Here is a 20,713-nt window from a genome sequence, read left to right as displayed (position 1 = left end):
CACAACCCTTTCGCGTCTTGCCCGGCAAGTGTGCCAGCCCGGCGAAAAGTCCGGGCGGGCCTGTGGGAACCACCACTTCCGCTTTGTTCCGGCTTGTGGACAGGGCCCGTTCCGGCAGGCCGGCCCGTCGAGTGCGATGCTCGCGGCATGACCTCATCCGACGGATATCTCCTGGACAACCAGCAGGACGAAGCGGAAGAGCGCTTCCGTGCCTTCGCCTCCCTCTTCGACCCGACGACGTTCCGGCACCTCGATGCCCTCGGCGTCGGGCCGGGCTGGCGGTGCTGGGAGGCCGGTGCCGGGGGTACCTCCGTGGTGGCGTGGCTCGCCGAGCGGGTCGGCCGCACCGGCGAGGTCGTCGCCACCGACATCGACACCTCCCGGCTCGCCGCCGCGGCCCGGCCGCCGGTGGAGGTGCGCGTCCACGACGTGGGTACGCAGGAGCCGCCCGGTGAGGGCTTCGACCTGGTGCACGCCCGCCTGGTGCTCGTCCATGTCCCCGACCGGGAGAGGGCCTTGCGGTCCATGATCGCCGCGCTGCGGCCGGGGGGACGGCTGCTGATCGAGGACGCCGACCCGGCCCTCCAGCCACTGCTCTGCCCCGACGAGCACGGCCCCGACCAGCGGCTCGCCAACCGCCTGCGGAACGGCTTCCGCAGCCTCCTCGCCGAGCGCGGCGCCGATCTCTCGTACGGCCGCAGGCTTCCGCGCCTGCTCCGCGAGGCCGGACTGCACGAGGTCGAGGCCGACGCCTACTTCCCCATGACGTCACCGGCCTGCACCGCCCTGGAGTCCGCCACGGTCCGTCAGATCCGCGGCCGCCTGGTGGCCGCGGGCCTCGCCACCGAGGAGGAGATCGACCGTCACCTGGCCAACGTGCGGACCGGCGGCATGGACCTGACCACCGCCCCGATGATCTCCGCTTGGGGGCGCAAGGGCTAGGGGGCGTCTCCCCGGTCTTCGTGGGTCCGCGACGCCCGGCACGGCACCTCGCCGCACGGCCGAACCGCCCACGTACGCCCGGTACGAGGGCGACTCGACCGCACGCCGAGGCACCGCACCGGACGCCGCGGCCTGATCCACGAAGATCGGGGAGACGCCCCCCAGGCCGTCCTGTGGTCCGCGGCAACCGGCGTCGACACCGGCGAGGCACGGCGCCGCGTGCCCTGCACGCGTGCGATCCGAACGAGAGGCCCTGGTCGGGCGATAGGAACGAGAGTCCCTGGTCGGGCCATAGAGCGGGAGGCCCTGGTCAGGTGGATACGGGCGGCCCTCCGGTCTCCCGCTGCGGTGGTCTGCCGCCCACCTGCCGCACCGCCAGCGCGCCCGCCCCGCAGCCCCTCGCCGCCGCCTCCTCGGGAGCGGCGCCCGCCAGCAGGGCGGCCAGGAACGCGCCGGTGAAGGCGTCGCCCGCGCCCGTCGTGTCCACCGGATCGGCCGTCACGGCCGGCACCCGGGCCACCACGTTTCCGGAACGCGCCACCAGCGCCCCGTCCACACCCGACTTGGCGACCACCAGCGGTACCAGCCGGCTCAACTCGGCGGCCGCGTCACCCGGTTCGGACAGGCCCGTCAGCAGACACGCCTCGTCGCGGCTGGGCAGCAGCACATCGACCCCCTCCGCGAAGGCCAGGAAGCGGTCCACTCCCAGACGCACGAGGAAGCCCGCCGACGCCGGATCCAGACTGACCGGCACGCCACGCTCGAGTGCCGCGGCCAGGGCCACCCGGGCGAGCGCCCGGCTCCGCTCCGAGAACAGCAGATAACCCGACAGGTGCAGCCGGGCTACCCCTTCGAGCAGGGTGTCGGACCAGTCGGCGGGTTCCAGCCGCAGCGACGCCCCGCTGTCCGTGAGGAACGTGCGCTCGGCCGAGGCGCCGGCGTCGACGAGGCAGATCACCGTGCCGGTCGCCGCCTCCCCGTCGATCACCAGCCGGGGCCGTACTCCGGCCACCACCAGCTCCCGTTCGTGCCACCGCGCCGCATCCGCGCCCACCCGGCCCAGCAGCCGCACGTCCGCACAGCCCGCGTGCACCGCCCAGCAGGCCACGTTGGCGCCCGCGCCACCGGGCAGGGTCCCGATCACGGCGGCCGTGTCGGTGCCGGCCGCGAGCGGCCCCCGGTGCCGGGCGACGACATCGGTGACGACGTCCCCGACGACCAGCAGCGCTCCGCCCCCTGCGGAGCTCACCCCCTGGCCCACGCCGTGGCGATCCGTGCCGCCAGCCGCACATTGCCGCGCACCGCAGCCAGGTTGGCGCTCAGTGAGGCCCCGTCCGTGTGCCGGACCAGGTAGTCCAGCAGGAACGGTGTCACCCCCTGCCCGGACACCCCCTCCTCGGCACAGGCGCGCAGCGCGTCGGCGAGCACGCGCGTGTGCAGCCGCGGATCGAGCTGCTCGTCCGGGGGGACGGGATTCGCGACGATCAGCGCGGAGTCCGGCGCGTCGAGCGAGTCCTGCGCCCGCATGACCCGCGCGACCTCCTCCGGGCCTTCCAGCGTCCAGTCGACGGGATGCCCGGAGTCGGACAGGTAGAAGCCGGGGAACCGGTCGGTGCGGTACCCGGCGACGGCCACGCCGAGCGTCTCCAGCCGCTGCAGGGTCGCCGGGACGTCCAGGATCGACTTCACGCCCGCGCACACCACGGTGATCCGGGTCCGGGCCAGCAGACCCAGGTCGGCCGACTCGTCCTGCGTCACCGTCCACTGCCGGTGCACACCACCGAGCCCGCCCGTGGCGAACACGCGGACGCCCGCCAGCGCGGCGAGCTGCGCCGTCGCCGACACCGTCGTCGCCCCGCTCGCCCCCGCGGCCACGGCCAGGGGCAGGTCGCGATGGCCCAGCTTGCGGATGCCGTCCTCGTTGGCGACCCGCTCCAGCTGCCCCTTGTCCAGACCGACATGGGGCCGCCCGTCCAGGACGGCGACGGTCGCCGGCACGGCGCCCGCCTGCCGCACCACGTCCTCCAGCTCCAGCGCCACGGCCAGATTGCGGGGCCGCGGCAGCCCGTGCGCGATGATCGTGGACTCCAGGGCCACCACCGGCCGCCGGGCGTCGAGCGCGTCCCGGACTTCTTCCGACACCACCAGCACCACGTGCCCGCCTCCTAGTCCGTCGGTCCCTTCTCATCCCTGGCGGGCGCCGGACCCGGATAAACGCTTGCGGTCTGTGGGGGACACCACCAGCCTGGGCCGCATGACCGACCACACCACGCGTCTCGACCACGTCGTCCTGTGGGTCGCCGACCCCGTAGCGGCCGCCGCCTTCTACGAGAACGCCGTCGGCCTCGAACCCCTGAGGCTCGCCGAGTACACCGAAGGCAAGGTGTCGTTCCCCTCCGTCCGCGTCAACGAGGAGACGATCCTCGACCTCGCGCCGCGGTCCCTCGCGGAGCGCATGGACATGCTCCCCGGCGCCGCCGACAGCGCCGGCCACCCCGTGAACCACCTCTGCCTGTCCTTGCCGTCCGCCGGATTCGACGCCCTGCGCGCCCGCCTGGACGAGCGGGCCGTTCCCCTGACCGACGTCGGGTACGGCTCCTTCGGTGCCCGCGGAGAGGCCACCCGCAGCTTCTACTTCCGGGACCCCGACGGCAATGTCATCGAGGTCCGGCACTACGGATAGCCCGCCCGGCCCCGTCAGAACAGGGGCTCGGGCAGCACACCCTCCAGCGCGAGCAGCTTCCGCTTGGTCTCCAGCCCGCCCCCGAAGCCGCCGATGCCGCCGTCACTCTCCACCACCCGGTGGCACGGCACGACGAGCGGCAGCGGATTGGCACCCATCGCCGCCCCCACCGCCTGCGCCCCGCCGGGCTGCCCCACCCGCCCGGCCAGATCCCCGTAGCCGACCACCGTGCCGTACGGCACGGAGGAGGCCAGTTCGCGCAGGACCTGCCGGTTGAAGCCGGAGATCAGCGACCAGTCCAGGGGCAGGTCGAAGTCGTGCCGCGTACCGGCCATGTATGCCTCGAGCTGCCGTATCGCCTCGCCCAGCAGCGGCGACCGCGGGTCCTCCACCGGCTCGGCGCCCATCCGCGCGGCCAGCCGCTCCAGGGCCCGCTCGCGCACCCCGTCCGTGGCGTGGAAGACGACGTTGACCAGCCCCTCGCGGGTCGCCGCCAGCATCAGCGGACCGATGGTGGTGTCCACTACGGCCCACACGACCCGCTGCCCGTCCTGCCCATGACTGTCCATGCGGTCACCGTACGACCCGGCACTGACACGGTCCCCGCTCAGCCCGCGTTCAGGGCCGCCCGGACCACGTCCGGCTTGTTGGTGATGATGCCGTCGACGCCGTAGCGCGCGACCTTCCGGGCGGTGGCGGCGTCGTCCACCGTCCAGGCGCACACCCCGAGCGGCCTGCCGTGCGGCCCGTCGAAGGTGCGCAGCGCTGCCACGTAGCTCTTGGAGATCGACCCGTACGAGGGATTGATCAGATCGGTGAAGCCCGCGTACCGCTGAAGCTGGGTGAGGGACGGCCTGCCGAGGTAGGCGGTGGTGAGCGCCGGCTTCAGCTCGTGCACGGCGCGCACGCTGTCCGCGCTGAAACTCTGCACGATGAGCCGGCCGAGGTGCGCCCGGTCCAGCCAGCCCTCGTTGCCGAGCAGCTTCAGGGTCTGCCCCTCGATCCCCGGGTACAGCTCCGGGTTCTTGATCTCCAGGAGTAGCTTCTCGTGGTTGTGCTCCACCCGGCGCAGGTACTGCTTCAGGGTCGGCACGCGTGTGCCCGCGTACGCCGGGGAGAACCAGCTGCCCGCGTCCAGCCGGGCGATCTCGGCGGCGGTGAAGTCCTTCACCTTCCAGGGCGCCCGGCCGGGGAAGACGTCCTCCACGTTCGTGGTGCGCCGCAGGCTGTCGTCGTGGATCACCACCAGCCGGCCGTCCTTGGTGCGCTGGACGTCGTTCTCGACCCAGGAGAAGCCGAGGCCGGCCGCCTTGTCGATGGACGCCAGGGTGTTCTCCGGGGCGTAGGCCGAGGCGCCGCGGTGGGCGACCACCACGGGCCCGCGGACCTCGCCCGCCCGGGCGTCGGACGTGGGGGTCAGCAGCACCGCCGCCCCCAGGATCGCGGTGGCCGTGGCGGCGACTGTGCGCGCGTGCATGAGCGGACTCCTCCCGTCGAACGAATACCGACAGCACCAGAGTGACAGCAGAGAGTCAACGGCACGCGGGCGCGAGACGGGCACACCGTGAACGGGGGTGGCCAACTCCGCTCACCGGTGCCGCACATCTGGGGCAAGGGCGTGTTTCTTTGCCGGAAAATCGTTCGACCATTCCGGTGCGGGTCATACTCTCTGCGTCAACCCTGGCCGCCCGCGCGGTTCTGGGACGGGGGCGCAGTTCGGATATTCCGGGACGCAACAGGGCGGAAGGGCTGTCGCACATGCAGGGCACGGTCGACGAATTCAGCTACGGGGTCGTCACCCCGCTGGTGGCCTATGCCATGGCCTGCCTCGGTGGCGCCCTCGGTCTGCGCTGCACCACCCGCGCCCTGCTGGTCACGCACTCCCGGCGCCCGGCCTGGCTGGCCCTCGGCTCGGCCGCGATCGGCTCCGGCATCTGGACCATGCACTTCGTCGCGATGATGGGCTTCCGTATCGAGGGAGCGCCCATCCACTACGACCAGCCCATCACCTACGCGAGTCTCGGCCTCGCCATCGTGATGGTCGGCGTCGGGCTGTTCATCGTCGGCTACCGGGGGGCCACCGGCACCGCCCTGTTCACCGGCGGCACGATCACCGGTCTGGGCGTCGCCTCGATGCACTACCTCGGCATGGCGGGCATGCGCTTCGACGGACGGTTCGCCTACAGCACGGCCACCGTGGCAGCCTCCGTGGTCATCGCCGTGGTCGCCGCCACGGCCGCCCTGTGGGCCGCCGGACGCGTCCGGGGCCTGCTGTGGAGCGTGGGGGCGAGCCTGGTGATGGGGCTCGCCGTCACCGGCATGCACTACACCGGCATGGCGGCCCTGGACGTCCACCTGCACAGCGCCTCGGCGGGCGCCGCGGGCGGCCCGCCGGCCTCCGTGCTGGTACCGATGCTGATCGGCCCGCTCGCCTTCCTGCTGCTCGCCGGTGCCGTCATGATGTTCGACCCGCTGATGGTCATGGGCGGGCCGGCCCAGGCCCCGGTCGAGGACAAGCCGGGCGTCCCGGCCGCCGCCGTCGCCTCCCACCTGGCCGGTACCTCACGGCTCCACCCCGGCCGCCGGCCGGCCGGCCACCCGCGGCAGCACGTCTCCCGGGCCCCGCAGAACCGCTGACCGGGGCCCGTTGTCAGTGGGGGGTCGTACGGTTGATGACATGCGGCCCGTTTCCCACATCGAACGCACGGTGGCGCCCATCGAGGTCGTCAGCCCCTACCAGCCCAGCGGTGACCAGCCGGCGGCCATCGCCGACCTGGCCAGGCGCATCGAGGCCGGTGAGAAGGACGTCGTCCTGCTCGGCGCGACCGGCACCGGCAAGTCCGCCACCACCGCGTGGATGATCGAGAAGCTCCAGCGTCCCACCCTCGTGATGGCGCCGAACAAGACGCTGGCCGCTCAGCTGGCCAATGAGTTCCGCGAGCTCCTGCCCAACAACGCCGTCGAGTACTTCGTCTCGTACTACGACTACTACCAGCCCGAGGCCTACGTCCCGCAGTCCGACACCTACATCGAGAAGGACTCCTCGATCAACGAGGAGGTGGAGCGGCTGCGCCACTCGGCGACGAACTCGCTGCTCACCCGCCGCGACGTCGTCGTGGTCGCCTCGGTGTCCTGCATCTACGGCCTCGGCACCCCGCAGGAGTACGTGGACCGGATGGTCCCCCTCAGAGTCGGCGACGAGATCGACCGCGACGATCTGCTGCGGCGCTTCGTCGACATCCAGTACACCCGCAACGACATGGCCTTCACCCGGGGCACCTTCCGGGTCCGCGGCGACACCATCGAGATCTTCCCGGTCTACGAAGAGCTGGCCGTCCGCATCGAGATGTTCGGTGACGAGATCGAGGCGCTGTCCACGCTCCACCCGCTCACCGGCGAGATCATCAGCGACGACCAGCAGCTGTACGTCTTCCCCGCCTCCCACTACGTCGCCGGTCCCGAACGCATGGAGCGGGCCGTCAACGACATCGAGAAGGAGCTGGGGGAGCGCCTGGCCGAGCTGGAGAAGCAGGGCAAGCTCCTGGAGGCGCAGCGCCTGCGCATGCGCACCACGTACGACATCGAGATGCTCCGCCAGATCGGCACCTGCTCCGGTGTGGAGAACTACTCGATGCACTTCGACGGCCGCCTGCCCGGCTCGCCGCCCAACACCCTGCTGGACTACTTCCCGGACGACTTCCTGCTCGTCATCGACGAGTCGCACGTGACGGTCCCCCAGATCGGCGCCATGTACGAGGGCGACGCCTCCCGCAAGCGCACCCTGGTCGACCACGGCTTCCGGCTGCCCTCCGCCCTGGACAACCGGCCCTTGAAGTGGGAGGAGTTCCAGCAGCGCATCGGGCAGACCGTCTATCTGTCGGCGACCCCGGGCGCCTACGAGCTGTCCCGCGGGGACGGGGTCGTGGAGCAGATCATCCGCCCGACGGGCCTGGTCGACCCGGAGGTCGTGGTCAAGCCCACCGAGGGGCAGATCGACGACCTGGTGCACGAGATCCGCAAGCGCACCGAGAAGGACGAACGCGTCCTGGTCACCACGCTCACCAAGAAGATGGCCGAGGACCTCACCGACTACTTCCTGGAGCTCGGCATCCAGGTGCGCTACCTGCACAGCGACGTCGACACGCTGCGCCGCGTCGAGCTGCTGCGCGAACTGCGCTCCGGCGAGTTCGACGTCCTGGTCGGCATCAACCTGCTGCGCGAGGGCCTCGACCTGCCCGAGGTGTCCCTGGTGGCCATCCTCGACGCGGACAAGGAGGGCTTCCTGCGCTCCGGTACCTCGCTGATCCAGACCATCGGCCGCGCGGCGCGCAACGTCTCCGGCCAGGTCCACATGTACGCGGACAAGATCACCCCGGCGATGGAGAAGGCCATCGACGAGACCAACCGGCGCCGGGAGAAGCAGGTCGCCTACAACAAGGCCAACGGCATCGACCCGCAGCCGCTGCGCAAGAAGATCAACGACATCGTCGCCCAGATCGCCCGCGAGGAGATCGACACCGAGCAGCTGCTCGGCTCCGGCTACCGCAAGCTGAAGGACGGCAAGGGTGCCAAGGCTCCCGTACCCGCGCTCGGCGACAAGGCGGCCAAGGGCGCGAAGGCGGGCAAGGCCGCGAAGTCCGCCAAGGGCAAGGCGGCGGCCGTGCCCACGGACCGTCCGGCGGCCGAACTCGCCGAGCAGATCGAGGAGATGACGGAACGCATGCGCGCCGCGGCCGCCGAGCTCCAGTTCGAGATCGCCGCCCGGCTGCGCGACGAGGTGTCCGAGATGAAGAAGGAGCTGCGGCAGATGCGTGAGGCGGGTATCGCCTAGGAACCCTTCCGCGACCGCCCGTTGAGGCTCCAGTGGTGCCGGACCTCGGCATATGCGCCAAGTGTTGCAACACCGACACAAAGCGCGGACCGGGGTTCGGCACTGTCAGTGCCGCTGCGTAGGGTTCTGGCAACCGCGCAGTGCGCGGCAACTGGGGAACACCGAGAGGGGAATCAGCCGTGACCGTCAACTTGTCCAAGGGTCAGGCCATCAGCCTGGAGAAGAACGACGGGGCCAGCCTGAGCGCGGTCCGTATGGGTCTCGGCTGGCAGGCGGCTCCCCGCCGCGGCCTCTTCGGCTCGCGCACACGGGAGATCGACCTCGACGCGTCCGCGGTGCTGTTCGCGGACAAGCAGCCGGTCGACGTCGTCTTCTTCCGGCATCTGGTGAGCGACGACGGCTCCGTGCGGCACACCGGTGACAACCTCGTCGGCGGTGCGGGCCAGGGCGGCGACGACGAGGCGATCCTCGTCGACCTGCAGCGTGTTCCGGTCCACGTCGACCAGATCGTCTTCACCGTGAACTCCTTCACGGGCCAGACCTTCCAGGAGGTGCAGAACGCGTTCTGCCGCCTCGTCGACGAGACCACCGGCCAGGAACTCGCCCGCTACACGCTGGCGGGCGGCGGCGAGTACACCGCCCAGATCATGGCGAAGGTGCACCGGTCGGGCTCGGGCTGGTCGATGACCGCGCTGGGTGAGCCGGCCAGGGGCCGCACCTTCCAGGACCTGATGCCGTCGATCCAGCCGCACCTGTAGAAACACCGCCGCACGCGGCGCGCACGACATACGACACAGGGGGGCGACGGCGATGACGGCCGAGCTGGTGCGGGGGCAGAACCACCCGCTGTCCCAGGTCCGGCTGGAGATCCGGATCTCGGCCGGATCGCCGGTCCTGGCGGGTGCCACGCTCGGCGACGAGCAGGGCACCGTGCACGGCGCCGAGTGGGTGGCCCATCCCGGCGCCCCCACGCTGCCCGGGATCGAGGTGTCCCCGCAGGCCGCCGCCGACCACCGCCTGGCCGTCGACCTGGCCGCGCTGCCGGAGGCGGTTCACCGCGTCACCGTGCTGCTCGCACTGCCGGAGCGGCCGGGAGGCCCGCTCCGGTTCGGCTCGCTGACCGCTCCCAGGGCGGCGGTCACCGGTCTCGACGGCGCGGAGATCGCCCGCTTCGTCCTGACGGGCCTGGACGCCGAGTCGGCCGTGGTCGCCCTGGAGCTGTACCGGCGGCAGGGCGCCTGGAAGGTGCGCGCGGTGGGCCAGGGCTACGCCGGCGGCCTCGCCGCCCTGCTCGCCGACCAGGGCCTGCCCTCGGCCGCCGCACTCGCCGCGGACGTCCACGCGGCGGTGGCCCAAAGCCTGGCGCGGGCGGTACCCGCACCGCCGCCCCCGGATGCCGAGTCCGTCCCCGGCTCCCCGGAGCCACGGCCTGCCGGGGAGGCCGCCGGCCACGGCCCGGCCGACGGGCGGACGCCGGGCGGCCCGATCGACTACACCCATCCCGGCCGCCGTCCCGGCGCGGCCCCAGCGGCCGCCCGACCGCCGGCCGCGCATCCACACCCGGGAGATGCCTCCGCCGCCCCCGCCGCCTCCGACGGGCAGCCGCCACGCCCCGTCGCGGGCGACGCGGTGGGCTGGTCGATGGAGGAACGGCTGTACAACCAGGTCTGGGGCATGTTCGAGGACCTGGCCCGCACCACGGCCGCGTACCGCAGCGCCGTCGACTTCGCCGAGTCGCGCCTGGAGAAGGAACTCGACCAGGTACTCGCCGACCCCCGCGCCCGGCTCGGCGCGGCGGGCGACGCCGCCCGTGAGGCCGCCCAGGCCCGGCACACCCAGCTGGTCGACCAGGCCCGGGCCGCGCTCGACCGCGACGTCGCGCAGCTCGCCGCCGAGTCCGAGGTGGTCGAACCCGCGCTCCCGGTGGCCTGTGCCCGCTGGGACAACCCGGTCTGGCACGGCTACCGGGTGCCGGCCGAACCGCCGATGGCGCTGCGGCTCGGCGACCTCCACCTGCCGGAGAGCGCCCCGCTTTCCGTACCGCTGCTGGTCCGGCTCCCGCTGGAGCGCGGCCTGTGGATCGACAGCGCTCCCGCGCCGGGGCCCGACGACGTCTTCCTGGACTCCGCGGAGACACGCCGACTGGCCATGGACGCCGCGGTGGCGCTCGCCGTCAGGCTGCTCGCCGTCCACCCGGTGGGGGAGTTCGACGTCCAGATCCTCGACCCGGCCGGTACAGGAGCCCAGGCGCTGCTGCCGCTGACCCGGACGGGGGCCGTCACGGTGCCGCCCCTCACGGGTGCGGCGGGTGTGGCGGACACCCTGGGCCGGCTCACCCGGCGGGTCGACCTGGTGCAGATGGCACTGCGCGGCGGGGCGGCCGAGTCACTGCCGCCCGACTTCGACGCCGCCCAGCAACTGCTGCTCGTCAACGACTTCCCGCACGGCTTCGACGACCGGGCGGTGACCCAGCTGCGCTACCTCGCCGACGAGGGGCCGACCGTCGGCGTCCACCTGCTGGTGGTCGCGGACCGCGAGGACGCGGCGGCCTACGGACCGTTGCTCGACCCGCTGTGGCGTTCGCTCATGCGACTCACCCCCGTCCCCGACGACCATCTCGCCGACCCCTGGGTGGGCCACGCCTGGACGTACGAGCCCTCGCTCGTGCCGACCGGCAGCGGGATCCTCCAGCAGGTGCTCACCGAGGTGACGGCAGCCCGCACCAAGCGTAAGTAAAGTGCTTCTGAGCTGCAGCTTTGGAGTTTCCTTTACCAATCACTTTACCTTTCCTTGGTGATTGGGGTACTGTTTTCCGTGCGGAGGGGAGTACTCCCTGACTGCGGCGCACCCGTCAGTACGGACCGTTACGGATCCCGGGGCGTCGGCCCACGCGGGTGGAAGAGACCTCCGGCAATGACAACGCAGATGTGTTTGCCATGACCTGTGCCGGAGGTGCAGTGGAAGTCTCCCCGACCCTGTGGGTCCTCACCATCGTGGGCCTCGCCGTCCTCATCGCCGTCGACTTCTTCATCGGGCGCAAGCCCCATGACGTGTCGATCAAGGAGGCGGGCATCTGGACCGCCGTCTGGATCGCCCTCGCCGGGCTCTTCGGCCTCGGCCTCCTCCTGTACGCCGGCGGCGGGCCGGCCGGCGAATTCTTCGCCGGCTTCGTCACCGAGAAATCGCTGAGCGTCGACAACCTCTTCGTCTTCGTCCTGATCATGGCGAAGTTCGCGGTGCCCTCGCAGTACCAGCAGCGGGTGCTGCTCGTCGGCGTCCTCATAGCCCTGGTGCTGCGCGCGGTGTTCATAGCCGCCGGCGCCGCGATCATCGCCAGCTTCTCCTGGGTGTTCTACCTCTTCGGCGCCTTCCTGATCTGGACCGCCTGGAAGCTCGTCCAGGACGCGCGGGCCGACGAGGAGGAAGAGGAGTACGAGGAGAACAAGCTGCTGAAGGCCGCCGAGCGCAGGTTCGGAGTGGCGGACCGCTACCACGGCACCAAGCTGTGGATCCAGGAGAACGGCAAGCGGGTCATGACCCCGATGCTGGTCGTGATGCTGGCCATCGGCACCACGGACGTGCTGTTCGCGCTGGACTCCATTCCCGCGATCTTCGGCCTGACCCAGGACCCGTACATCGTCTTCACCGCCAACGCCTTCGCCCTGATGGGACTGCGTCAGCTGTACTTCCTCATAGGCGGCCTGCTGAGGAAGCTGGTCCACCTGTCGTACGGCCTGTCGATCATCCTGGGCTTCATCGGCGTCAAGCTGGTGCTGCACGCCTTGCACGAGTCGGGGGTCCACGTTCCAGAGATCAGCATCCCGGTGTCGCTCGGCGTCATCTGCGCGGTCCTGGCCGTCACCACCGTCACCAGCCTGATCGCCTCCCGGAAGCAGGCGGCGGGCGAGGCGGGGACCGGGAGCGACGAGACGGCCAAGCGCAGCGTCGACGCCTGACGGGACCGGCGGGCGGCAACCAGCACCGAACCCGCGGGGCCCCGGTCGCACCCCGACCGGGGCCCCGCGCAGGAAGGATGACAAGGGATCCGAAAAGAACGGAATGCGAATCCTGTACGGTTCTGCCACGATCGCAGCATGATCGCTCGGCTCAGACCGCTCACCACCCAGTGGACGTTCCTCGTGCCGGTACTCGCGGTCGTCCTGCTCGGCCTCACCTGGGGCCGCAGCCTCCCCGGGCCGCTCGTCGTGCTGGTCACCCTGGTTCTCGCCGGATCCGTCCTCGCCGCCGTGCACCACGCGGAGGTGATCGCGCACCGGGTGGGAGAGCCCTTCGGCTCCCTGGTGCTGGCCATCGCCGTCACGATCATCGAGGTGGCCCTGATCGTCACCCTCATGGTCGACGGCGGCGACAAGAGCGCCACCCTGGCCCGGGACACCGTCTTCGCCGCCGTGATGATCACCTGCAACGGCATCGTCGGACTCAGTCTCCTGGTGGCCTCCCTGCGGCACGGCACCGCGGTGTTCAACCCCGAGGGCACCGGCGCCGCCCTGGCCACCGTGGCGACCCTCGCCACGCTCAGCCTGGTGCTGCCGACCTTCACCACCAGCAAGCCCGGCCCCGAGTTCTCCACCGTCCAGCTCACCTTCGCCGCGCTGTCCTCACTGATCCTGTACGGACTGTTCGTGACCACCCAGACCGTGCGGCACCGGGACTACTTCCTGCCGATCAGCCGGCAGGGCGATGTGATCACGGGTGACGACCACGCCGGACCCCCGTCGGCCCGCGCGGCGTGGATCAGCCTCGCCCTGCTCGGCCTCGCCCTGATCGGTGTGGTCGGACTGGCCAAGGGCGTGTCCCCGACCATCGAGTCCGGGGTGGAGGCGGCCGGCCTGCACCAGGCCGTGGTCGGCGTGATCATCGCCCTGCTCGTCCTGCTGCCCGAGACCATCGCGGCGGTGCGCGCGGCCCGCCGGGACCGGGTGCAGACCAGCCTCAATCTCGCGCTCGGCTCGGCGATGGCCAGCATCGGCCTGACGATCCCCGCCGTCGCGCTGGCCTCCGTCTGGCTGTCCGGTCCGCTCGTCCTCGGCCTCAGCGCCACCCACATGCTGCTGCTCGCGCTGACCGTGGTGGTCAGCTCCCTGACGGTGGTGCCGGGCCGGGCCACACCCCTGCAGGGCGGTGTGCACCTGGTGCTGTTCGCGGCCTACCTGGAACTGGCGCTCAACCCCTAGATCCCGCTCCGGCACGTTCTGCTCCTACGGGTCCCGCTCCGGACGGTGCCGGCCCGAACCGGCGGCCCCGAGCCCGGTCAGCCCGTGGCCGGTGCCGGTTCCGGTGCCGGGGCGGGCACGGGGTCCGGCCGTGTCTCCGGCAGCAGGGCGAAGCAGACCAGGCTCACCAGGGCGATCACGGTCAGGTAGGCCCCCACACCCCACGGGACGCGCCCGCCGCGCTCCGCCAGCGCCGTCGCCACGATCGGGGTGAGGGCGCCGCCCAGGACGCCGCCGAGGTTGTAGCCGACCGCGGCGCCCGTGCAGCGCACCCGTGCCTCGTACAGCTCCGGCAGATACGCGGCGATCACCGCGAACATGGTGATGAAGGCGATCAGCGCGCCCAGGATGCCGAGGAACATCAGCAGCGGTCGACCGGTCGCGAGCAGCGCGACCATCGGCAGCATCCACAGCGCGCAGCCCGCGCAGCCGGCCAGGCACAGCGGGCGCCGGCCGTAGCGGTCACCGAGCAGCGCCATGAGGGGCGTCAGCGCTCCCTTCACGACCACCGCGGCCATGACACAGGTCAGCATGACGGTTCGGCTCACCCCGAGCCGCCCGGTGGCGTACGCCAGTGACCATGTCGTCACCGCGTAGAACACCGCGTACCCGACGGCCAGCGCCCCGGCCGTCAGCAGCACCAGCCGCCCGTGGTGCCGCACGACCTCCACGAGCGGCACACGCGCGGGGTCGTCGATCTCCAGGAACCGGGGACTCTCGGCGAGCGAGGCGCGCAGCCACAGACCGGCCAGGGCCAGTGCCCCGGCCGCCCAGAACGGCACCCGCCAGCCCCACTGGGCGAATTCGTCGTCGGGCAGGGCGGCCGACAGCGCGAGCACCACCCCGTTGGCGAGCACGAAGCCCACCGCGGGCCCCACTTGGGGAAAACTCGACCACAGGGCACGCCGTCCCGCCGGCGCGTGCTCGGCGGTCAGCAGCACCGCCCCGCCCCACTCACCGCCCAGCCCCAGCCCCTGCAGGAAGCGCAGCAGAAGCAGCAGCGCGGGGGCGGCCGCCCCGATCGTCCCGTACGTCGGCACGCAGCCCACCGCGACCGTCGAGGCGCCGGTCAGCAGCAGCGAGGCGACCAGCACCGGCCGCCGTCCGCGCCGGTCGCCGAGATGCCCGAACAGCACCGAGCCGAGCGGCCGGGCCACGAAGCCCACCCCGAACGTCCCGAACGCCGCGAGCGTCCCGGCCACCGGCGAGAACGCCGGGAAGAAGAGCGGCCCCAGCACCAGGGCCGCCGCGGTCCCGTAGACGAAGAAGTCGTAGAACTCGATCGCGGTCCCGGCGAGCGAGGCGGCCGCCAGCCGCGGCATGGAAGGCGCCCTCACGGGGCGTACGGGCTGCATGCCGCGTCAACCACCCCTGGCGATCTTGGGTTACGGGGGCGCACGGGGCGATCGATGACCGCGGCGCGAGCCGGACCGACCGGCGTACGCCGCTTCCCGCCCGCCCTTCACCCGGTGCTCGCCCGCCCCGTGCCGGCGCCTCGCCCGCTCCCCGGACGTCCTTCGCGCCGTGATAGACCGGGTCCGAGAAGCGGTCGAGAACGCACCGCCCCCGAACGGACCGGAGGAACCGTGCCCCGCACCCTGGCCAACGCCCCGATCATGATCCTCAACGGGCCCAACCTGAACCTCCTCGGCCAGCGTCAGCCCGAGATCTACGGCAAGGACACGCTCGCCGACGTGGAGGCGATGTGTGCCAGGGCCGCGGCCGCGCACGGCGGCACGGTGGACTTCCGGCAGTCCAACCACGAGGGCGAACTGGTCGACTGGATCCACGAGGCGCGGCTGAACCACTGCGGCATCGTCATCAACCCCGGCGCCTACTCCCACACCTCGGTGGCGATCCTGGACGCGCTCAACACCTGTGACGGCATGCCGGTGCTGGAGGTGCACATCTCCAACATCCACCAGCGTGAGTCGTTCCGGCACCACAGCTACGTCTCGTTGCGCGCGGACGGCGTGATCGCGGGCTGCGGCGTGCAGGGCTATGTCTTCGGCGTGGAGCGGGTCGCCGCGCTGGCGGGGGCGGCTCGGGCCGACGCGTAGCGGGCCACGGGCGACCGCCGGGACGCGGGGCGTCGACGGCACCGAACCTGCTGCAGCCCGGGCCGCCGGTCGAGGGCGGGGTTGGAGACCGGCGGCCCATTCCGCTCAGGAGCCGTCGTCCTGTGCGGGGCTGCTACCAGTTGACCGCGTGTCAGGAGGCCCGGGGAGCGCGCACGGGCACCCGACGCGTGTGAAGACTTCACACGGGGCGCGCGCCACGGCGGGCGCCCCATGGGCGTGTCAAGGGCGTGCGCCCGGCGCGCGTCCCGCCCGCCCGGCTACCACCCGCGCGCGTGCCACTCCGGCAGGTGCGGCCGTTCCGTGCCCAGCGTGGTGTCGTTGCCGTGTCCGGGGTAGACCCACGTCTCGTCCGGCAGCGCGTCGAAGATCTTCGTCTCGACGTCGTGGATCAGGCTGGCGAACGCCTCGGGGTCCTTGTGGGTGTTGCCCACACCGCCCGGAAAGAGGCAGTCGCCGGTGAACACGTGCGGATGGCCGTGCGGGTCGTCGTAGACCAGGGCGATGGAGCCCGGGGTGTGCCCGACGAGGTGGCGGGCGGTGAGTTCCACGTGCCCGACCCGGATGACGTCGCCGTCGTCGACGAGGACGTCGGTGGCCACCGGGATGCCGGGCGCGTCCTCCCGGCCGGCGTAGGTACGCGCGCCCGTGGCGGCGACGACCTCGGCGAGCGCCTGCCAGTGGTCGCCGTGCCGGTGGGTGGTGACGACGGACGCGATGCCGTCGTCACCGATCGAGCCCAGCAGTGCCCCGGCGTCGTTGGCGGCGTCGATCAGCAGCTGCTCGTCGGTGGCCCGGCAGCGCAGCAGATAGGCGTTGTTGTCCATCGGGCCGACCGCGATCTTGGTGATCATCAGGTCTTTCAGCTCGTGCACGTCCGCGGGCCCGCCGACCCTGACCTCTCCGCTGTACGTCATGGTGATCAGCCTATAGCGGGCCGGCGTCCTGAGAACCGTGTCGCGCTACAGCGGGGGGAGCTTCGGCAGCGCGCCGCCCGTCACCTCCAGCGCCGTCCCCTCGCGGCGCCCGGCGAGCCAGCCGAGCACGTCCGCCGGCGCGCCGCTCACCGTGACCTCGGCCACGGGCGCCTCACGGCCGGTGCGCCACGCGCGCGTGCCGTCGGTGAGGTGCGTCGCCGGGACGTCGGGGTGTCCGGCGAAGCGCTCCGCCAGGAAGCCGGTCTCGCGTTCCGTGAACTCCGCCGGGAGGTCCTCCAGCTCGTAGCCGATCCCGAGGTCCACGTGGTGCAGGTCGACCTCGGCCCACCGGCGGAACGGCAGACGGGCCGCGGAGTCGGTGACGCCGTTGCGCAGCTCCACCGTGCGCGTCCAGTCCGCCGGCACGTCCCCGGCCCGCCGGAATCCGGCGGCGCTCTCGCGGACGTCGGCGAGCTGGGCCTCCAGCGGGCGCGGGGCGTCCCGTTCGATGTCGGCGTCCCGTGCCTCGGCGCTCTCGTACATGGGCCGGCCCTCGAGGACGTTCACGAGGGCGTCCGCGTTACGGGCGAGGTGGGCGAGAACGTGTCCGCGGGTCCAGCCGGGCAGGCGTGACGGCTCGGCCAGCGCCGCGTTGTCCAGTTTCCCGACAGCGGTGAGGAGCCGTTCGGTCGCGTCCTGCACACATGCCAGGTCATGAGCGTGATCAATCATGGGCCTGACCCTAGCCGGGCCACCCCTTCGGGTGAAGGTGGTGAAGCTCGCCCGTAAATCGAAAGCACGTGCTATATCGTCGAAGGTGGCGCCGGGGCATGCGGAAGGGCCTGGGATTGTTATGCATCCCGGAATCCGACCGGCGCTGTCAGTGGCTCCCCCTAGTCTCGAAGAAGCACGGGGGCCCCGGCCCCTGTCACTTCTCTCAAGAAAGGTGCGGACCGGCGTGGCCGACCGTCTCATCGTCCGTGGAGCGCGCGAGCACAACCTGAAGAATGTCTCGCTCGACCTCCCGCGCGACTCGCTCATCGTCTTCACGGGCCTGTCGGGGTCGGGCAAGTCCTCGCTGGCCTTCGACACGATCTTCGCCGAGGGGCAGCGGCGCTACGTGGAGTCGCTCTCCTCGTACGCCCGGCAGTTCCTCGGCCAGATGGACAAGCCGGACGTGGACTTCATCGAAGGTCTGTCCCCGGCCGTCTCCATCGACCAGAAGTCGACCTCGCGCAACCCGCGCTCGACGGTCGGCACCATCACCGAGGTCTACGACTACCTGCGCCTGCTTTTCGCGCGCATCGGCAAGCCGCACTGTCCCGAGTGCGGCCGCCCCATCTCGCGCCAGTCGCCGCAGGCCATCGTCGACAAGGTCCTGGAGCTGCCGGAGGGCAGCCGCTTCCAGGTGCTGTCGCCGCTGGTGCGCGAGCGCAAGGGCGAGTTCGTCGACCTCTTCTCGGACCTGCAGACCAAGGGCTACTCCCGCGCGCGCGTCGACGGGCAGACCGTCCAGCTCTCCGAGCCGCCCACGCTGAAGAAGCAGGAGAAGCACACCATCGAGGTGGTCATCGACCGCCTCACGGTCAAGGACTCCGCCAAGCGCCGGCTCACCGACTCCGTGGAGACCGCGCTCGGCCTGTCCGGCGGCATGGTCGTGCTCGACTTCGTCGACCTCCCCGAGGACGACCCCGAGCGCGAGCGCATGTACTCGGAGCACCTGTACTGCCCGTACGACGACCTGTCCTTCGAGGAGCTGGAGCCGCGTTCCTTCTCCTTCAACTCGCCCTTCGGCGCCTGCCCCGAGTGCACCGGCATCGGCACGCGCATGGAGGTCGACCCCGAGCTGATCGTCCCGGACGAGGACAAGTCCCTCGACGAGGGTGCCATCCACCCCTGGTCGCACGGTCACACCAAGGACTACTTCGGCCGGCTGATCGGCGCCCTCGCGGACGCCCTCGGCTTCCGCACCGACATCCCCTTCGCGGGCCTGCCCCAGCGGGCGAGGAAGGCCCTGCTGTACGGCCACAAGACCCAGATCGAGGTCCGCTACCGCAACCGGTACGGCCGCGAGCGCGTGTACACGACCCCCTTCGAGGGCGCGGTGCCCTTCGTCAAGCGCCGGCACGGCGAGGCCGAGAGCGACGCCAGCCGCGAGCGCTTCGAGGGCTACATGCGCGAGGTGCCCTGCCCCTCCTGCGAGGGCACGCGCCTGAAGCCGATCGTCCTGGCCGTGACGGTCATGGAGAAGTCCATCGCCGAGGTCTCCGCGATGTCGATCAGCGACTGCGCCGACTTCCTGGGCAAGCTGAAGCTGAACGCCCGCGACAAGAAGATCGCCGAGCGGGTCCTGAAGGAGGTCAACGAGCGGCTGCGGTTCCTGGTCGACGTCGGCCTGGACTACCTCTCGCTCAACCGCGCGGCCGGCACCCTCTCCGGCGGCGAGGCCCAGCGCATCCGCCTCGCCACCCAGATCGGCTCCGGCCTCGTCGGCGTCCTGTACGTGCTGGACGAGCCGTCCATCGGTCTGCACCAGCGGGACAACCACCGGCTGATCGAGACCCTGGTCCGGCTGCGCGACATGGGCAACACGCTCATCGTCGTCGAGCACGACGAGGACACCATCAAGGTCGCCGACTGGATCGTGGACATCGGCCCCGGCGCCGGCGAGCACGGCGGCAAGGTCGTGCACAGCGGCTCCCTGAAGGAACTGCTCGCCAACGCCGAGTCCCAGACCGGTCAGTACCTCTCCGGCCGCAAGTCGATCCCGCTGCCCGACGTCCGGCGCCCTCGCGACCCGTCCCGGCAGCTGACCGTGCACGGCGCGCGGGAGAACAACCTGCAGGACATCGACGTCTCCTTCCCGCTCGGCGTGTTCACGGCGGTGACCGGCGTGTCCGGCTCCGGCAAGTCGACGCTGGTCAACGACATCCTGTACACGCACCTGGCGCGCGAGCTGAACGGCGCGCGCAACGTCCCCGGACGGCACACGCGCGTGGACGGCGACGACCTCGTCGACAAGGTCGTGCACGTCGACCAGTCGCCCATCGGCCGCACCCCGCGGTCCAACCCGGCGACCTACACCGGTGTCTTCGACCACATCCGCAAGCTGTTCGCCGAGACCACCGAGGCGAAGGTCCGCGGCTACCTGCCCGGCCGCTTCTCCTTCAACGTCAAGGGCGGCCGCTGCGAGAACTGCGCGGGCGACGGCACGATCAAGATCGAGATGAACTTCCTCCCGGACGTCTACGTCCCGTGCGAGGTCTGCCACGGCGCCCGGTACAACCGGGAGACCCTGGAGGTCCACTACAAGGGCAAGTCCATCGCCGAAGTGCTGAACATGCCGATCGAGGAGGCGACCGACTTCTTCGAGGCCGTCCCGTCCATCTCCCGGCACCTGCGCACGCTGAAGGACGTCGGCCTCGGCTACGTCCGGCTCGGCCAGTCCGCGACCACCCTGTCCGGCGGTGAGGCGCAGCGCGTGAAGCTCGCCAGCGAGCTGCAGAAGCGCTCCACCGGCCGCACGGTCTACGTCCTGGACGAGCCGACCACCGGTCTGCACTTCGAGGACATCAGCAAGCTGCTGAAGGTCCTCTCCGGCCTGGTCGACAAGGGCAACACGGTCATCGTCATCGAGCACAACCTCGACGTGATCAAGACCGCCGACTGGCTCGTCGACATGGGCCCCGAGGGCGGCGCCGGCGGCGGTCTCGTGGTCGCCGAGGGCACGCCCGAGGAGGTCGCCGGGGTTCCGGCCAGCCACACCGGCAAGTTCCTGCGCGAGGTCCTCGGCGCCGACCGCGTCAGCGACGCCGAACCGGTGAAGGCACCGCGCGGCACGGCGGCCAAGCGGGCCGCCGCCGCCCGGTCGACGGCCAAGAAGACGGTGACGGCCAAGGCCAACAACACCGCCACCGCGAAGGCCGCCGACGCCACGAAGAAGACGGCAGCGGCGAAGAAGGCCGCACCGGCGAAGAAGACGACCCGGGCCCGCAAGGCCTGAGGTGACCGACGGCGCTCCTGACGCG

At 71.5% G+C, this 20,713-nt stretch carries 17 protein-coding genes; 10 read left to right on the top strand and 7 right to left on the bottom strand.

The features are described 5' to 3' along the window. Positions 1 to 147 precede the first annotated feature (147 nt). Entirely contained in the window at positions 148 to 942 is a 795-nt protein-coding gene (locus ACWCPN_RS18205) for a methyltransferase domain-containing protein (RefSeq protein WP_451207082.1), read from the top strand. A gap of 310 nt (positions 943 to 1,252) precedes the next feature. Here the strand turns inward: ACWCPN_RS18205 and ACWCPN_RS18200 are convergent, their stop codons facing one another. Together ACWCPN_RS18200 and ACWCPN_RS18195 are read right to left on the bottom strand one after the other, a co-directional pair. Beyond that, on the bottom strand, positions 1,253 to 2,191 hold the full coding sequence (locus ACWCPN_RS18200) for a carbohydrate kinase family protein (RefSeq protein ID WP_451207079.1): 939 nt from the start codon (positions 2,189 to 2,191) through the stop codon (positions 1,253 to 1,255). Continuing rightward, entirely contained in the window at positions 2,188 to 3,096 is a 909-nt protein-coding gene (locus ACWCPN_RS18195) for a pseudouridine-5'-phosphate glycosidase (protein WP_451207076.1), read from the bottom strand. Before ACWCPN_RS18195 ends, ACWCPN_RS18200 begins: the two co-directional genes overlap by 4 nt. A 100-nt stretch (positions 3,097 to 3,196) precedes the next feature. Here ACWCPN_RS18195 and ACWCPN_RS18190 point away from each other — a divergent pair, with 100 nt between their 5' ends. After that, the gene (locus ACWCPN_RS18190) at positions 3,197 to 3,625 is read left to right on the top strand and encodes a VOC family protein (RefSeq protein ID WP_451207073.1); all 429 of its coding nucleotides are present in this window, start codon (positions 3,197 to 3,199) and stop codon (positions 3,623 to 3,625) included. A 14-nt stretch (positions 3,626 to 3,639) separates the two neighbouring features. Here ACWCPN_RS18190 and ACWCPN_RS18185 read toward each other — a convergent pair whose 3' ends face one another. Further along, entirely contained in the window at positions 3,640 to 4,194 is a 555-nt protein-coding gene (locus ACWCPN_RS18185) for a methylated-DNA--[protein]-cysteine S-methyltransferase (protein WP_451207070.1), read from the bottom strand. Between the two features lie 38 nt (positions 4,195 to 4,232). Continuing rightward, positions 4,233 to 5,102 carry a glycerophosphodiester phosphodiesterase gene (locus ACWCPN_RS18180; RefSeq protein ID WP_451207067.1) on the bottom strand — a complete coding sequence of 290 codons (870 nt, stop codon included), beginning with the start codon at positions 5,100 to 5,102 and terminating at the stop codon, positions 4,233 to 4,235. Between the two features lie 281 nt (positions 5,103 to 5,383). Between ACWCPN_RS18180 and ACWCPN_RS18175 the strand changes: the two genes are divergently transcribed. The 6 genes from ACWCPN_RS18175 (at position 5,384) to ACWCPN_RS18150 (ending at position 13,651) form a co-directional block, all read left to right on the top strand. Continuing rightward, positions 5,384 to 6,262: an MHYT domain-containing protein gene (locus ACWCPN_RS18175; RefSeq protein WP_392294955.1), complete on the top strand. Its 879-nt coding sequence runs from the start codon at positions 5,384 to 5,386 to the stop codon at positions 6,260 to 6,262. Between the two features lie 40 nt (positions 6,263 to 6,302). Continuing rightward, positions 6,303 to 8,456 carry an excinuclease ABC subunit UvrB gene (gene uvrB / locus ACWCPN_RS18170; RefSeq protein WP_451207064.1) on the top strand — a complete coding sequence of 718 codons (2,154 nt, stop codon included), beginning with the start codon at positions 6,303 to 6,305 and terminating at the stop codon, positions 8,454 to 8,456. A gap of 179 nt (positions 8,457 to 8,635) precedes the next feature. Continuing rightward, positions 8,636 to 9,214, top strand: a complete 579-nt coding sequence (locus ACWCPN_RS18165; RefSeq protein WP_365126440.1) for a TerD family protein — start codon at positions 8,636 to 8,638, stop codon at positions 9,212 to 9,214. Positions 9,215 to 9,266: 52 nt separating this feature from the next. Continuing rightward, positions 9,267 to 11,192, top strand: a complete 1,926-nt coding sequence (locus tag ACWCPN_RS18160; RefSeq protein WP_451207061.1) for a TerD family protein — start codon at positions 9,267 to 9,269, stop codon at positions 11,190 to 11,192. Positions 11,193 to 11,413: 221 nt separating this feature from the next. Then, the gene (locus ACWCPN_RS18155; protein ID WP_451207058.1) at positions 11,414 to 12,412 is read left to right on the top strand and encodes a TerC family protein; all 999 of its coding nucleotides are present in this window, start codon (positions 11,414 to 11,416) and stop codon (positions 12,410 to 12,412) included. A gap of 138 nt (positions 12,413 to 12,550) precedes the next feature. Then, positions 12,551 to 13,651 (top strand): calcium:proton antiporter, encoded by a 1,101-nt coding sequence (locus ACWCPN_RS18150; protein ID WP_451207056.1) that lies wholly within the window; start codon positions 12,551 to 12,553, stop codon positions 13,649 to 13,651. Positions 13,652 to 13,728: 77 nt separating this feature from the next. Here the strand turns inward: ACWCPN_RS18150 and ACWCPN_RS18145 are convergent, their stop codons facing one another. After that, the gene (locus tag ACWCPN_RS18145) at positions 13,729 to 15,012 is read right to left on the bottom strand and encodes an MFS transporter (RefSeq protein ID WP_451207053.1); all 1,284 of its coding nucleotides are present in this window, start codon (positions 15,010 to 15,012) and stop codon (positions 13,729 to 13,731) included. A 264-nt stretch (positions 15,013 to 15,276) separates the two neighbouring features. On the opposite strand from ACWCPN_RS18145, the gene aroQ reads away from it, so the two are divergent. Next, complete coding sequence (aroQ, locus tag ACWCPN_RS18140; RefSeq protein WP_451207050.1) at positions 15,277 to 15,750, top strand: type II 3-dehydroquinate dehydratase; 474 nt, start codon at positions 15,277 to 15,279, stop codon at positions 15,748 to 15,750. Between the two features lie 278 nt (positions 15,751 to 16,028). On the opposite strand, the gene ACWCPN_RS18135 is transcribed toward aroQ, so the two are convergent. Together ACWCPN_RS18135 and ACWCPN_RS18130 are read right to left on the bottom strand one after the other, a co-directional pair. Next, entirely contained in the window at positions 16,029 to 16,685 is a 657-nt protein-coding gene (locus tag ACWCPN_RS18135) for an MBL fold metallo-hydrolase (protein ID WP_392294949.1), read from the bottom strand. Between the two features lie 45 nt (positions 16,686 to 16,730). Continuing rightward, the gene (locus tag ACWCPN_RS18130) at positions 16,731 to 17,417 is read right to left on the bottom strand and encodes a maleylpyruvate isomerase family mycothiol-dependent enzyme (protein WP_451207048.1); all 687 of its coding nucleotides are present in this window, start codon (positions 17,415 to 17,417) and stop codon (positions 16,731 to 16,733) included. A gap of 226 nt (positions 17,418 to 17,643) precedes the next feature. On the opposite strand from ACWCPN_RS18130, the gene uvrA reads away from it, so the two are divergent. Then, positions 17,644 to 20,688, top strand: a complete 3,045-nt coding sequence (uvrA, locus tag ACWCPN_RS18125) for an excinuclease ABC subunit UvrA (RefSeq protein WP_451207045.1) — start codon at positions 17,644 to 17,646, stop codon at positions 20,686 to 20,688. Positions 20,689 to 20,713: the final 25 nt, after the last annotated feature.

Source organism: Streptomyces sp. NPDC002386, from assembly GCF_053593175.1.
The sequence above is the reverse complement of the archived record's forward strand: the minus strand, read 5'-3'. Positions and strand labels throughout refer to the sequence as shown.